Source organism: Pelomonas caseinilytica (genome assembly GCF_021353235.1).
In the GTDB taxonomy this organism is placed as follows: Bacteria; Pseudomonadota; Gammaproteobacteria; order Burkholderiales; family Burkholderiaceae_C; genus Pelomonas; species Pelomonas caseinilytica.
Genome location: NZ_JAJTWT010000009.1, coordinates 218,868 through 231,413 on the forward strand (window position 1 = coordinate 218,868; position 12,546 = coordinate 231,413).

The 12,546-nt window shown below is 69.4% G+C and carries 15 protein-coding genes; 9 read left to right on the forward strand and 6 right to left on the reverse strand.

Going from position 1 to position 12,546, the window contains the following annotated elements; translation table 11 throughout:
* Nucleotides 1-33: 33 nt before the first annotated feature.
* From LXT12_RS20350 to LXT12_RS20360, 3 genes are all read left to right on the forward strand, one after another.
* Entirely contained in the window at nucleotides 34-357 is a 324-nt protein-coding gene (locus LXT12_RS20350; protein WP_233394127.1) for a DUF1840 domain-containing protein, read from the forward strand.
* 2 nt (nucleotides 358-359) lie between these two features.
* Nucleotides 360-1,001 carry a histidine phosphatase family protein gene (locus LXT12_RS20355; RefSeq protein ID WP_233394161.1) on the forward strand — a complete coding sequence of 214 codons (642 nt, stop codon included), beginning with the start codon at nucleotides 360-362 and terminating at the stop codon, nucleotides 999-1,001.
* A gap of 187 nt (nucleotides 1,002-1,188) precedes the next feature.
* Nucleotides 1,189-2,145, forward strand: coding sequence for a porin (locus tag LXT12_RS20360; RefSeq protein WP_233394128.1), 957 nt, complete (start codon nucleotides 1,189-1,191; stop codon nucleotides 2,143-2,145).
* A 97-nt stretch (nucleotides 2,146-2,242) separates the two neighbouring features.
* Here the strand turns inward: LXT12_RS20360 and ruvB are convergent, their stop codons facing one another.
* The 4 genes from ruvB to LXT12_RS20380 are packed head-to-tail and all read right to left on the reverse strand — an operon-like array spanning nucleotide 2,243 to nucleotide 5,996.
* Complete coding sequence (ruvB, locus tag LXT12_RS20365; RefSeq protein WP_233394129.1) at nucleotides 2,243-3,307, reverse strand: Holliday junction branch migration DNA helicase RuvB; 1,065 nt, start codon at nucleotides 3,305-3,307, stop codon at nucleotides 2,243-2,245.
* 10 nt (nucleotides 3,308-3,317) lie between these two features.
* Nucleotides 3,318-3,887, reverse strand: coding sequence for a Holliday junction branch migration protein RuvA (gene ruvA, locus LXT12_RS20370; RefSeq protein WP_233394130.1), 570 nt, complete (start codon nucleotides 3,885-3,887; stop codon nucleotides 3,318-3,320).
* Between the two features lie 27 nt (nucleotides 3,888-3,914).
* Entirely contained in the window at nucleotides 3,915-4,568 is a 654-nt protein-coding gene (locus LXT12_RS20375; protein ID WP_233394131.1) for a response regulator, read from the reverse strand.
* A gap of 15 nt (nucleotides 4,569-4,583) precedes the next feature.
* On the reverse strand, nucleotides 4,584-5,996 hold the full coding sequence (locus LXT12_RS20380) for a sensor histidine kinase (RefSeq protein WP_233394132.1): 1,413 nt from the start codon (nucleotides 5,994-5,996) through the stop codon (nucleotides 4,584-4,586).
* Nucleotides 5,997-6,089: 93 nt separating this feature from the next.
* Here LXT12_RS20380 and LXT12_RS20385 point away from each other — a divergent pair, with 93 nt between their 5' ends.
* Together LXT12_RS20385 and ybeY are read left to right on the forward strand one after the other, a co-directional pair.
* On the forward strand, nucleotides 6,090-7,058 hold the full coding sequence (locus LXT12_RS20385) for a PhoH family protein (protein WP_233394133.1): 969 nt from the start codon (nucleotides 6,090-6,092) through the stop codon (nucleotides 7,056-7,058).
* The gene (ybeY, locus tag LXT12_RS20390; RefSeq protein ID WP_233394134.1) at nucleotides 7,055-7,504 is read left to right on the forward strand and encodes an rRNA maturation RNase YbeY; all 450 of its coding nucleotides are present in this window, start codon (nucleotides 7,055-7,057) and stop codon (nucleotides 7,502-7,504) included. The genes LXT12_RS20385 and ybeY overlap by 4 nt, the downstream gene beginning before the upstream one ends.
* Here the strand turns inward: ybeY and LXT12_RS20395 are convergent.
* On the reverse strand, nucleotides 7,501-8,604 hold the full coding sequence (locus tag LXT12_RS20395; protein WP_233394135.1) for a magnesium transporter CorA family protein: 1,104 nt from the start codon (nucleotides 8,602-8,604) through the stop codon (nucleotides 7,501-7,503). The two genes, ybeY and LXT12_RS20395, sit on opposite strands and share 4 nt — an antisense overlap.
* A gap of 3 nt (nucleotides 8,605-8,607) precedes the next feature.
* Entirely contained in the window at nucleotides 8,608-9,588 is a 981-nt protein-coding gene (hemB, locus tag LXT12_RS20400) for a porphobilinogen synthase (RefSeq protein WP_233394162.1), read from the reverse strand.
* 442 nt (nucleotides 9,589-10,030) lie between these two features.
* On the opposite strand from hemB, the gene LXT12_RS20405 reads away from it, so the two are divergent.
* Genes LXT12_RS20405 through LXT12_RS20420 form a run of 4 tightly spaced genes read left to right on the forward strand, consistent with a single transcriptional unit; the run spans nucleotide 10,031 to nucleotide 12,531 of the window.
* The gene (locus LXT12_RS20405; protein WP_233394136.1) at nucleotides 10,031-10,459 is read left to right on the forward strand and encodes a CopD family protein; all 429 of its coding nucleotides are present in this window, start codon (nucleotides 10,031-10,033) and stop codon (nucleotides 10,457-10,459) included.
* A 10-nt stretch (nucleotides 10,460-10,469) separates the two neighbouring features.
* On the forward strand, nucleotides 10,470-11,570 hold the full coding sequence (locus LXT12_RS20410; protein ID WP_233394137.1) for a VanZ family protein: 1,101 nt from the start codon (nucleotides 10,470-10,472) through the stop codon (nucleotides 11,568-11,570).
* Nucleotides 11,571-11,584: 14 nt separating this feature from the next.
* Nucleotides 11,585-11,911 carry a (2Fe-2S) ferredoxin domain-containing protein gene (locus LXT12_RS20415; RefSeq protein ID WP_233394138.1) on the forward strand — a complete coding sequence of 109 codons (327 nt, stop codon included), beginning with the start codon at nucleotides 11,585-11,587 and terminating at the stop codon, nucleotides 11,909-11,911.
* Nucleotides 11,908-12,531 carry an alpha/beta hydrolase gene (locus tag LXT12_RS20420; RefSeq protein WP_233394139.1) on the forward strand — a complete coding sequence of 208 codons (624 nt, stop codon included), beginning with the start codon at nucleotides 11,908-11,910 and terminating at the stop codon, nucleotides 12,529-12,531. Before LXT12_RS20415 ends, LXT12_RS20420 begins: the two co-directional genes overlap by 4 nt.
* Nucleotides 12,532-12,546 lie beyond the last annotated feature (15 nt).

Sequence of the window (12,546 nt, forward strand, 5' to 3'; positions counted from 1 at the left end):
GCATTTCTGCCGGGCTGGCCGCAAAATGCCGCCATGCTCTACCGCTTCAAATCCAAGGCCGGTGCCGACATCGTCATGCTGGGCGAGTCCGGTGACGCCGTGCTGCGCCTGATGGGCCGAGAGCCCGCCCCCCAAGGCATCCTGGAGGCGGCCGACCTGCCCGGGCTGCTGCAAAGGCTCGAAGCCGGCGTGGCGCAGGACGAGGCTCACTTCCAACAGGCCGTCGATGCCGCCCAAGCGGCCGGCGAGCCGGTGCCCAGGCGCCAGGGCGTCTCCCTGCGCCAACGCGCCTGGCCGCTGCACGAGCTGATGGAGCGCAGCCAGCGCGCGGGCGAAGACGTCGTCTGGGGCGTCTAGTGCTGGAGCAGGCCACCCGCATCGTCCTGATCCGCCACGGCGAGACCGCCTGGAACCGCGCCACGCGCATCCAGGGCCATACCGACGTTCCGCTCAGCCCCCTGGGACTGGCCCAGGCCGAGCGCGTCGCCGAGGCGCTCGCCGAAGAGCCCTTCGCCGCCATCTATTCCAGCGACCTCAGCCGGGCTCGCCAGACCGCACAGGCCCTGGCGCGCATTCACGAGCTGGACGTGCGCCTGGACGCCGGCCTGCGGGAGCGGGCCTTCGGTCGTTTCGAAGGGCTGAGCTGGAGCGAGATCGACCAGGGTTACCCCGAGGATGCGGCCCGCTGGCGGCGCCGGGAGCCTGATTTCGCCGTCGGTGGCGGCGAAAGCCTCATCAGCTTCAGCGAGCGCTGCCTGGCCGCCGCCCGGCGAGCGGCGGCGGCCCACCCGGGCCAGAGCATCGCCCTGGTGGCCCACGGCGGCGTGCTGGACTGTCTCTACCGCGCTGCGACCCGGGCGGCGCTGGACACGCCGCGCAGCTGGCTGCTGGGTAACGCCACCATCAACCGGCTGCTGGCGACGGTCGATGGCTTCACGCTGGTGGGCTGGAACGACGACCGTCATCTGGCCGGGCTGAGCGCCGACGACATGGCGGCCTGAGGCGTCGCGCACCCCCCGAGCTGGGGCTGCTGAGGGCTTGTCCGGATTTTCAAGGCCCCTAAGCCGACTGTTGCATCCGCGCGTCGCTTGCTTCGGGTGCCGCGCCGGCCGCTCCTATACTGCCTGCCACTTGTCCTTCATGGCGGGACTGTCATCCCCGCCGCAACCCATTCTGCAAAGGCACACGATGAAGAAGATTGCACTCGTCGCCGCTCTGGCTGCCGCTTCGGCCGCCCCGGCTTTCGCCCAAAGTTCCGTGACCCTGTGGGGCCGCATCAACACCAGCGTGGAAAGCCAGAAGGTCGGCTCCGCTGACCGCAAGACCGTGGTGCAGAACAACTCCTCGCGTCTGGGCCTGCGTGGCACGGAAGACCTGGGTGGTGGCCTGAAGGCTGGCTTCAACCTGGAGCATGGCCTCGATTCCGACACCGGCGCCGCGACCGGCGGCACCACCTTCTGGAGCCGTCAGGCCAACGTCGAGCTGAGCGGTTCCTTCGGTACCGTTCGCCTGGGCACCTGGTTCCCGGATTCCTACTTCTCGACGGTCGACCGCACGAGCAACCACAACCACGACACCGGCACGTCGTCGGACAACCTGTTCGCGTCCTTCGGTTTCGGCGCCCGCACGAACAAGGTCGGCTACTTCTCGCCCACGGTCGGCGGCTTCAACTTCATCGGCTCGGTTCGCGCCGGCGAAGGCTCGGGCCCCCGTGCCTATGACCTCTCGGTCAACTACGAAGTGAGCGGCCTGCACGTCGCCGGTACCTACGCCCAGAACGACGCTTTCGGCGCTTCCGCCAAGCGCAAGGCCTACGGCCTGGAAGCCGACTACGGCTTCGGGCCCTTCCTGGTGACCGGCTACTACCAGCGTGAAGAAGTCGACGGCTTCAAGTCGCGCGACATCGGCCGCGTCTCGGCCATGTACACGGTCGGCCAGTCGGAATTCCACGTCAACGTCGGTGGCACCAAGGCCGGCAGCGATGCCGAGTTCCGTTTCGGCGGCGCCAAGCAGTACACCGTCGGCTACAACTACAACCTGAGCAAGCGCACCAAGGTCTACGGCTTCTACACCAAGACCGACTACAACGGTCCTGGCGTGCCTGACTTCTCGTCGCTGGCCGCTGGCATCCGCCACAACTTCTGATCCATCGGATCGGTCAAGAGAAAGCGCCCCTCGGGGCGCTTTTTTTCATGGCCGCTCACGATGACGAAGCGGGCCGGCCTGGCGGGCTGCAGGCCCGTCAGCCGCCGAACAGGTCGGCCCCGGTCCCGCCCCTGCTGGCCGGCGGTGCCAGGCCCAGGTGCCGGTAGGCCGCCAGCGTGGCCACGCGGCCGCGCGGCGTGCGCTGCAGGAAGCCCTGCTGGATGAGGTAGGGCTCGATGACGTCCTCGATGGTGCCGGCCTCCTCGCCGATGGCCGCGGCCACGTTTTCCAGGCCGACCGGCCCGCCGTCGAAACGGTGGACGACGGCCTCCAGCAGCTTGCGGTCCATCACGTCGAAGCCTTGCGGGTCCACGTCTAGCATGGCCAGGGCCTTGTCCGCGATGCCGGCCACGATGCGGCCGTCGCCCTTGACCTCGGCATAGTCCCGCACGCGGCGCAGCAGCCGGTTGGCGATGCGGGGGGTGCCGCGCGAGCGGCGGGCGATCTCCAGGGCGCCGTCGGCGTCGATGGGCGCGCCGAGCAGGCCGGCCGAGCGCGTCACGATGCGCTGCAGCTCGGCCGGCGTGTAGAACTCCAGCCGGGCGACGATGCCGAAGCGGTCGCGCAGCGGATTGGTCAGCATGCCGGCCCGCGTCGTCGCGCCGACCAGGGTGAAAGGCTGCAGGTCGAGCTTGATCGAGCGGGCCGCCGGGCCTTCGCCGATCATGATGTCGATCTGGTAGTCCTCCAGGGCCGGGTAGAGGATTTCCTCGACGACGGGGCTGAGGCGGTGGATCTCGTCGATGAAGAGGACGTCGTTCTTCTCGAGGTTGGTGAGGATGGCAGCGAGGTCCTTGGGCTTCTCCAGCACCGGGCCGGAGGTCTGGCGCAGGTTGACGCCGAGTTCGGCCGCGATGATGTGGGACAGCGTCGTCTTGCCCAGGCCCGGCGGGCCGAAGAGCAGGACGTGGTCCAGGGCCTCGCGGCGCTTGCGGGCCGCGCCGATGAAGATCTCCAGCTGTTCGCGGGCCTTGGCCTGGCCGACGTAGTCGTCCAGCAGCTTGGGCCTCAGCGCGCGTTCCAGCGCCTCCTCGCGGCTGGACTCGGGCGCCGCGTTGACGAGGCGCGGAGCAGGGGCGAAGTCGTCGGTCTGGATGCTCATGGCCGACTCCTCACGACAGCTTCTTCAGCGCCAGCTTGATGCCCTCGCTGACGCCCACGTCGGGCGGCAGCGCCTTGAGGGCCGCGGCGGCGTCCTTCTCGCTGTAGCCGAGGGCCACCAGCGCCTGCAGGATGTCGGCCTGGGCGTCGCTGGCCACCGTGGCCGGCAGGGCCAGGTCGGGCCCGAGCTTGCCCTTGAGTTCCAGCAACAGCCGCTCGGCCGTCTTCTTGCCGATGCCCGGCACCTTGGTCAGCCGGCCCGCCTCCTGCCGGGACACGGCCTGGGCCAGCTCGGCCACGGACAGGCCCGACAGCAGCCCCAAGGCCATCTTGGGCCCGATGCCGCTGATCTTGATGAGCTGGCGGAAGGTGGCGCGTTCCTCATGGGTGAGGAAGCCGAAGAGCTGGTGGGCATCCTCGCGCACGACGAGGTGGGTCAGCAGCACGGCACGCTCCCCGAGCGCGCCGAGGTTGAAGAACGTGCTCATCGGCACGTCGACCTCGTAGCCGACTCCGGCCACGTCGATCACCACCTGGGGCGGGGTCTTCTCGGCGATGACGCCTGTCAGTCTTCCAATCATCGGCCCATTATCCGGGCCGGTGGGCGGTCAGTTCCTGCCGAACAACCCGAGGCGCTGGGCTTCCAGGGCCGCCTCGGCGCGCGAACTCACGTTGAGCTTGCGGTAGATCTGCTTCACGTAGTCGGCGATGGTGTGGCGGGACAGGCCGAGCTGCACGCCGATCTCGGGCAGCGTGAAGCCCTTGGCCACGCGCAGCAGCACTTCGGTCTCGCGGTCGGTCAGCGACACCTCGTGCAGGAGGGCCTGCGAACTTGGCTTGGCGTGCGCGGCGAAGTAGGCGATGACCTTGCGGGCGATGGACGGCGACAGCGGCGGCTCGCCCTGGCTCATGCGCTGCAGTTGCTCGACCAGCAGCTCGCGCGACTGCTCCTTGAGCAGATAGCCGAAGGCGCCGGCCTGCAGGGCGGGGAAGAGGTGCTCGTCGTCATCGTGGATGGTGACGATGACCGACTGCACCTCGGGCTGCTTCTCGCGCAGTGCCGCGATGACCTCGACCCCCGAGCCGTCCGGCAGCCCCAGGTCCAGCAGGGCCAGCGTGAAGCGCTGGCCGTTGACGAGGGCGAGGGCGTCCTGGACGCGCGAGCACTCGGTGATCTGGGCGTTGGCGAATACCTGCTTGACCAGGGCCTTGAGCCAGGCGCGGATCTCCGGGATGTCTTCCAGCAGCAGGATGTGGTTCATGGGGAGCCTCGAAATCTACAGGGGAATCGTCAGACGGATGACAGTACCCCAGCCGGGCCCGGATTCAACCAGGCACTGGCCATGCATTTGCTTGGCGCGTGATTTCATGCTCGCCATGCCGTGGCCTCTGTCCAACCGGCCGTCGAGTTCGGTCGGGATGCCCTGTCCGTTGTCCTGGATGGTCAGGATGAAATCACCATCCTGCACGGCGCTGGAGATGGTGGCGTGCGTCGCGCCGCTGTGCTTGATGATGTTGGACACCGACTCGCGCAGGATGCGCGTGGTCTGGACGTAAGCGCGCGCGGGCAGGGTGTGCACGACATCTTCGGCCGGCGACTTCCATTCGGCCAGGATGTTGGCCTGTCCCAGGCGTGAGACGACCTCCGCCCGCCAGTCGCCCAGCGCGTCGATGAGATGCACGGGCTTGCCCGTCAGGCCGCGCACCGACAGGCGCATCTCCTCCAGCGCCTCGCGCGCCAGCGTCGAGATGCGGTCGGACTCGCTGGTGTGGACGATGGTCAGCAGCTTGGCCCCCAGGTCGTCGTGCAGGTCGGCGGCGATGCGCTTGCGCTCCCGTTCGGTGACCTGTTCGAGCTTCTGCTCGGCCAGCTGGCTGTGGCTGCGCTCGACCTCGGCGATGCGCTCGGCCATGCGCTGCTCGATGGCGGCGGCGCGCTTCTCGGCCTCCAGGCGCGCGTGGGCGACGCTGTTCACCACCTGCAGCCCCAGGGCCAGCATCAGCGTCGGCAGCATCAGCAGCAGCCAGGGCGAGGCCGCCCACCACAGCGACTCGCTGACGCCGGCCAGCACCATCTCGGCCACCAGGGCGAACATCGTGGGCAGCAGCAGCACGGCCATCAGGTGGAACTCGCGCGCCTGGACTTCGTCGGGCGTGGCGAGCAGGCGCAGCCGGCGCAGCCACAGGGCCCAGCCCATGGCTGCCACCAGTTCGAGGCTCAGCACCGCGTGCCAGACCGTGCCCAGCACGCCGACCTGCCCGCCGGTCAGCAGCAGGCTGGCAGGCACGATCAGGCACTGGATCAGCAAGGCATGGTCGATCCAGCCGCGCTTCCAGTTCATCTGCCGCAGCAGGTATTGCACGCCGCACAACACCAGCAGCGTCATGAGCAGCGGCCTCAGCCCCGCGGCGCCCGGCGCCGTCGTGGCGCGCAGGACCACCCAGCTCAGCATCATGCCCACGAGGAAGTTGGCGGCGCGCTCGCGGTGGTGCAGGCTGGACACCAGGCCGACGACCGTGGCCATCAGCGCCAGCATGGCGGCGACCCAGCCATTGAGCGTGGCGGCCCAGTAGAGGCTGGCCTGGCTCTGGGCGTGGGCGGCTGCCGGCCAGATCATTGCGGCGGCGAGGGGCAGGCGGGCGAGCAGACGCCGGGCCGTGGCGGCTTCCGGCGCAGTTAGGAAATTCATGGGCCGGCATTGTGGGGGAGGGCCGGCATGGCACAGGCCGGGGAATGCACCAGAGGCGACAATTCGTGCCCCCTTCCTCGAACGGCGCCCATCGTGATCCTGCGCTTCACCCTCGAACCTGCCGACAACACCCGCCTGGCCCGGCTGTGCGGAAGCCTGGACGTCCATCTGCGCGACATCGAGGCCGCCCTGGGCGTCAAGATCACTCGCCGGGATGCCGACTTCCGCATCGACGGTCCCAAGAAGGCCGCCGAAAGGACCCAGGGCCTGCTCGAGAGCCTCTACGAGCGCGCCAGGCGTCCGCTGTCGGCCGAGACCCTGCAACTGGCCCTGGTCGAGGCCAAGGCGCCCGCCGACAGGCCGGCGCCCACGCCGGGCGAGGACGGGCCCCTCGTGCTGCGCACCCGCCGGGCCGACCTGTCAGCCCGGACGCCGCGCCAGCATCAATACCTGCAGCAGATCCTCTCGCACGACATCACCTTCGGCCTCGGCCCCGCCGGCACCGGCAAGACCTTCCTGGCCGTGGCCTGCGCGGTGGACGCGCTGGAGCGCTCCACCGTGCAGCGCATCATCCTCACGCGCCCGGCCGTCGAGGCTGGCGAGCGCCTGGGCTTCCTGCCCGGCGACCTGACGCAGAAGGTCGACCCCTACCTGCGCCCGCTGTACGACGCCCTCTACGACCTGCTCGGCTTCGACCGCGTCACCAAGGCCTTCGAGAAGGGCCAGCTCGAGGTCGCCCCGCTGGCCTTCATGCGCGGCCGCACCTTGAACCACGCCTTCGTCATCCTGGACGAGGCGCAGAACACGACGCCCGAGCAGATGAAGATGTTCCTCACCCGCATCGGCTTCGGCAGCCGCTGCGTCGTCACCGGCGACACCAGCCAGATCGACCTGCCGCGCGGCGTGCAGTCGGGCCTCATCGACGCCGAGCACGTGCTGGCCAAGGTCAAGGGCATCGCCATGACGCGTTTCACGAGCGCCGACGTCGTGCGGCATCCGCTGGTGGCGCGCATCGTCGAGGCCTACGAGGCTCGGGCCAAGCGGGAAGGGCGCGAAGCGTGAGCACGAAGCCTGCACTGAGCCTGTCGCTGCAGTTCGCCGCCCCCCGCCACCGCGCCCTGCTGCCCCGGCACAAGGTGCAGCGCTACATCCGTGCGGCGCTGGAGTTGCCCGGCGAGATCGCCGTGCGCATCGTCGACGCCGAGGAGGGCCGTGCCCTGAACCGCGACTACCGCGGCAAGGACTACGCCACCAACGTACTGACCTTCGACTACGCCCACGAGCCCGTCGTCGGTGCCGACCTCGTCATCTGCGCGGAGGTGGTGGAGCGCGAAGCCGCCGAGATGGGCATCCCGCTGCTCGACCACTACGCCCACATGCTGGTGCACGGCACCCTGCATGCCCAGGGTTATGACCACGAGGCCGACGACGAGGCCGAGGCCATGGAGGCCCGCGAGACCGAGATCCTCGGCGGCCTCGGATTCGCCGACCCGTACCGGCGCCGCTAACGGCTCGTCAGATAGCGCTTGCGGCGGAAGAACAGCCACAGGCCGATGGCGACGACCACCATCAGCGTGGCCGCGTCCCAGAAGCCGCCGGCGTTGTGGATGAGAGGCATCCACTCGAAGTTCATGCCGAAGATGCCGGTGATGAGGTTCAGCGGCAGGAAGATGGCCGTCAGCACGGTCAGCGTGCGCATGATGCTGTTGGTGCGGTGGCCCAGGGCGCTGAAGTGCATCTGCACGGCCGATTCGGCGGAGGACTCGAGCCGGCGCACGTGGGTGAGCACGCGTTCGACGTGCTCCAGCACGTCGCGCGAGCGCACCCGCAGCAGCTCGCGTTCGCGGGTGACATGAGGGTCGCCGTCGGCCGGCCATTCGTCCAGCGCGTCGATCCATTCCTGGATGGCGCTGCGCTGGTCTTCGCAGGTGTCCTCCAGCCGGTGCAGGGCGTCGCGGCTTTCCAGCAGCAGGGGCCAGTCGTTGAATTCGCTGCTCTGGTCGAGCAGCACGCGCTGCAGGGTGGCGAGTTGGCGGGTCAATAGGCGGCGCAGTTCGAGATAGCTGTCGACCATGTGGTTGACCATGCGCAGCATCAGGTCGGCCGGGCTGGCCGGCAGGCGCGCGCCGCCGCGCGGGTCGCGCTTCTCGCGGCCTTCGGTCAGGCGGTCGAGCTTGTGGGCGAAGAACTCCCGAACCTGGCAGTCGGTCGGATGCACCGTCACCAGTACCCGGTCGAACACCGCGAAGCCCACGGGACTGGTGTCGATGGCCCGCAGCGCGCGTTGGGCTGACGCCAGCGTGCCGTGCTCGTCGTCGACGAACAGGTCCTGGCTGCCCGGTGCGGCGGCCAGCCGGCGGAACACCAGCATGTCGTACCAGGAGGTGTAGTCGAAGTGGGAGGGCAGCTGGTTGTTGATCAGGTCCGAGACGTGCAGGTCCACGATGTTGCCGCAGCCCCAGCGGGACAGCGCCTGCTGCAGCACGGGCTCGCCCACCTCGAACACCCGCCGGCCGTAGCCCAGCCACAGGAAGCCCCGCTCCGGCAGCGTCTCGGGCAGGGCCTCGAGCTCGCGGAAGCTGTCGGGCTCGATGTGGAAGACGCGCATGCTTCAGCGCTGCCGCAGCAGGCGCGCGGCGTCGAGCGCGAAATAGGTCAGCACGCCGTCGGCGCCGGCACGCTTGAAGGCCAGCAGCGACTCCATCATCACGGCGTCGTGATCCAGCCAGCCATTGGCTGCGGCGGCCTTGACCATGGCGTACTCGCCACTGACCTGGTAGGCGAAGGTCGGCACGCGGAACTCGTCCTTCACGCGCCGCACGATGTCGAGGTAAGGCAGGCCGGGCTTGACCATGACCATGTCGGCGCCTTCGGCCAGGTCCAGGGCCACCTCACGTAGGGCCTCGTCGCTGTTGCCGGGGTCCATCTGGTAGGTCTTCTTGTCGGCCTTGCCGAGGTTGGCGGCCGAGCCGACGGCGTCGCGGAAGGGGCCGTAGAAGCTGCTCGCGTACTTGGCGCTGTAGGCCATGATGCGCGTGTGGATGTGGCCCTGGGCCTCCAGCACCTCGCGGATGGCGCCGATGCGGCCGTCCATCATGTCGCTCGGCGCGACGATGTCCACGCCGGCCTCGGCCTGCACCAGGGCCTGCTTGGCGAGGATCTCCACCGTCGGGTCGTTCAGGATGTAGCCGGTCTCGTCGATGACGCCGTCCTGGCCGTGGCTGGTGAAGGGGTCCAGCGCCACGTCGGTCAGCACGCCGAGCTGCGGGAAATGCTGCTTGAGCGCTTGCACCGCGCGCGGCACCAGGCCATCGGGGTTCAGCGCCTCGGCGCCGTCGGGCGTCTTCAGCGCCGCATCGATGACGGGGAAGAGGGCGAGGACGGGCACGCCCAGTTCCACGCATTGCTCGGCCGTGCGCAGCAGGTGGTCCAGGCTCAGGCGCGACACGCCGGGCATGGAGGCGACCGCCTCCACGCGGTTCTCACCCTCGTGGATGAAGACCGGCAGGATGAGGTCGCTGGGCAGCAGCGAATGCTCGCGCACCAGGGCGCGGGTGAAGGCGTCGCGACGCAGGCGGCGCGGGCGAGCCATGGGGAAGGCGGGGGCGGAAAGCAGGGAGCGGGGCACGTGGAATCCTCGGGCGGACGGGGCGGATGAGGGGGGCTGCGGCCCGGCGCGTGATGGTTGACACATCCGGTCGTCATTTATTCGTGACGACACCGCTCAAGCGCGCTAAACTGGTCCGCGAATGATAGCCGCAAGGTCGTCATTCCCTGCTTTTCCTCCCTGAGCAGGAGCCTTAGCGTGATGACAGCGATAAGGCTTTCTCAGCCCCGGTCTTGACCGGGGCTTTTTTTTGATCTGTGCCGAAGCGCCACGCCGCTTCGCGCCCTGGCCTGCGCAGCCGCGCAGCGCACCTGCCGGCGCGGCTTCTGCCCATTTCCAAGACCGGCCGCTTCGCGCCCGGTCTTGACGCCGGTCTGTGTGACCCCGTAGAAGGCTTGCTGCAAATGGCCCTGCCCATAATGCCTCCATGCTCTGGGTCAAAGCCTTCCACATCGTCTTCGTCGCGGCCTGGTTCGCGGGTCTGTTTTACCTGCCGCGGATCTTCGTCAACCTGGCCATGGTGCCGGCCGACAGCCACGCCGAGCGCGAGCGGCTGCTGCTGATGGCGCACAAGCTGCACCGCTTCTCGAGCGTACTCATGGGCGTGGCCCTGGTGCTCGGGCTGTGGGTCTGGCTGGGCTTCGGCGCGACGCGTTTTTCCGGCAGCTACTGGCTGCATGCCAAGTTGCTGCTGGTGGTCGGCGTCGTCGGCTACCACCACGTGAACCGCCGCCTGCTGCGCGACTTCGAGCAGCTCTCCAACCGGCGCAGCCACCGCTGGTTCCGCGTCTACAACGAGACCTCGGTGCTGCTGTTCACCGCCATCGTCGTGCTGGTGACCGTCAAGCCCTTCTGAGGGCCGCCCGATGCGCCGTCGGCAAAGCTCCGCCACCTGGCTGCTGCTGGCCCACGCGGGGCTGGTGATCTATGCCAGCCTCTATCCCTTCTGGCCCTGGCGCTGGCCGCCCGGCATGGGCGTGCCGTGGCTGTTCAGCCTGCATTGGCCGGGGCGCTTCTACGCCTTCGACGTGGAAGCCAACCTGCTCGGCTACATCCCGCTGGGCCTGCTCGGCTTCGCGGCGGCCATGCGGTCGGGCTGGGGCCTGCGCGGCGGTCTGCTGCTGGGGCTGCTGCCCGGGCCGCTGCTGTCGCTGCTGATGGAGACGCTGCAGTTCTTCCTGCCGGGCCGCGTGCCGTCTCTGTCCGATTGGGCACTGAACTCGGCCGGCAGCACCCTCGGTGCAGTGCTGGGCTTGATGCTCAGCGCCCTCGGCGGCCTGGAACGCTGGGAGGACGTGCGCGACCACTGGTTCGGCGCCAGCAGCGCGCCCGCCCTGGCCCTGCTCGCCCTGTGGCCCCTGGCCCTGCTCTATCCCACGCCGCTACCCTTCGGCCTGGGGCAATGGCTGCCCTGGTGGCGCGAGACGCTGATGGACGCCCTCGCCGGCACGCCCTGGGCCCTGGACTGGGGCGACGCCGTGACGGTGGAGCACGAGCTGCCGCCGGGCCTGGAGGCCCTGGCCATCGGCCTGGGGCTGCTCGCGCCGGTGCTGCTGATGATCACGGTCGCGCGGCCGGGCTTGCGGCGCCTGGCGCTGGCCGGCGGCGCCGTGCTGCTCGGCCTGCTGGGCACGGCCACGTCCACGGCCATGGCCTTCGGGCCGGACCATGCCTGGGCCTGGCTCAGCGAGGCCACGCGGCCCGGCGTCGGCCTGGGCGTGGTGCTGTCGCTGCTGGCCTGCGTGCTGCCCTCGCGCGTGGCGGCGGCCCTGGGCCTGTTCGTGCTGTGCGCCCTCGTCGGCCTCATCAGCATCGCGCCCAGCGACCCCTACCTGGCGCTCAACATGCAGGCCTGGGAGCACGGCCGTTTCGTCAACCTCTACGGGCTGACCCGCTGGCTGGCCTGGACGTGGCCTTTCGTTGCACTCGTCTGGCTTGCGGCACGCCTCGTGCAAAAGTCACAGTGAGAGAATCCGCGGCGATGAGCTACTACCAGCGCCACGTCTTTTTCTGCCTCAACCAACGCACCAATGGCGAGGCCAGTTGCGGCGACCACGACGCCCAATCTGCCTTCGACCACTGCAAGGCCCGCGTCAAGCAGCTCGGCCTGGCCGGCAAGGGCGGCGTGCGGGTCAACAAGGCCGGCTGCCTGGACCGCTGTGCCGGCGGCCCGGTGGCCGTCGTCTACCCCGAGGCCGTCTGGTATTCATGGGTGGACCAGGCCGACCTCGACGAGATCGTCGAGCGCCACCTGCGTGACGGCGAGGTCGTCGAGCGCCTGGTGCTGCCGGACGCCATCGGCCGATGAACGCGCAGACCGAGAAACGCCTCGTCGCCGGCCCGGCCGGCCAGATCGAGGTGGCCGTCGACTTGCCGCCCGCCGGCACGGCGCCCGCCGGCACCGCGCTGATCTGTCATCCCAATCCCACGCAGGGCGGGACGATGGACAACAAGGTCGTGCAGACCCTGGCGCGTGCCTTCATCCAGCTCGGCTGGCGCGCCGTGCGCTTCAACTTCCGTGGCATCGGCAAGTCGATGGGCACCTGGGACGAAGGCCGCGGCGAGATCGACGATGCCGTCGCCGTCCTGGAGGCCGTGCGCGCGCCCGGTGAGCCCGTTGTCCTGGCCGGTTTTTCCTTCGGCGGCTACGTCGCCTCCCGCGCCGCCCAGCGCCTGGCTGAGCCGGCGCGTCGCCTCGTCCTCGTCGGGCCGGCCACCAGCCGCTTCGACACCGCTCCCGTGCCAGCCGACACCGTGGTGATCCACGGCGAAGTCGACGACGTCGTACCGCTGGCCTCGGTGCTGGACTGGGCCCGGCCGCAGAACCTGCCCGTCACGGTCGTGCCCGGCGTGGGCCATTTCTTCCACGGGCAGTTGCCGCTGCTCAAGTCCCTCGTGGTGCGCGCCTTCGATCCCGCGAAGCTCTGAGCTGTGCGGCCCGAG

Coding starts and splice junctions, on each gene's coding strand:
- hemB (WP_233394162.1), bottom strand. CDS start 9,588: ATGGCTCGCCCGCGCCGCCTGCGTCGCGACGCCTTCACCCGCGCCCTG.
- ruvB (WP_233394129.1), bottom strand. CDS start 3,307: ATGAGCATCCAGACCGACGACTTCGCCCCTGCTCCGCGCCTCGTCAAC.
- LXT12_RS20405 (WP_233394136.1), top strand. CDS start 10,031: ATGCTCTGGGTCAAAGCCTTCCACATCGTCTTCGTCGCGGCCTGGTTC.
- ruvA (WP_233394130.1), bottom strand. CDS start 3,887: ATGATTGGAAGACTGACAGGCGTCATCGCCGAGAAGACCCCGCCCCAG.
- LXT12_RS20420 (WP_233394139.1), top strand. CDS start 11,908: ATGAACGCGCAGACCGAGAAACGCCTCGTCGCCGGCCCGGCCGGCCAG.
- LXT12_RS20395 (WP_233394135.1), bottom strand. CDS start 8,604: ATGCGCGTCTTCCACATCGAGCCCGACAGCTTCCGCGAGCTCGAGGCC.
- LXT12_RS20350 (WP_233394127.1), top strand. CDS start 34: ATGCTCTACCGCTTCAAATCCAAGGCCGGTGCCGACATCGTCATGCTG.
- LXT12_RS20380 (WP_233394132.1), bottom strand. CDS start 5,996: ATGAATTTCCTAACTGCGCCGGAAGCCGCCACGGCCCGGCGTCTGCTC.
- LXT12_RS20410 (WP_233394137.1), top strand. CDS start 10,470: ATGCGCCGTCGGCAAAGCTCCGCCACCTGGCTGCTGCTGGCCCACGCG.
- LXT12_RS20360 (WP_233394128.1), top strand. CDS start 1,189: ATGAAGAAGATTGCACTCGTCGCCGCTCTGGCTGCCGCTTCGGCCGCC.
- LXT12_RS20375 (WP_233394131.1), bottom strand. CDS start 4,568: ATGAACCACATCCTGCTGCTGGAAGACATCCCGGAGATCCGCGCCTGG.
- LXT12_RS20415 (WP_233394138.1), top strand. CDS start 11,585: ATGAGCTACTACCAGCGCCACGTCTTTTTCTGCCTCAACCAACGCACC.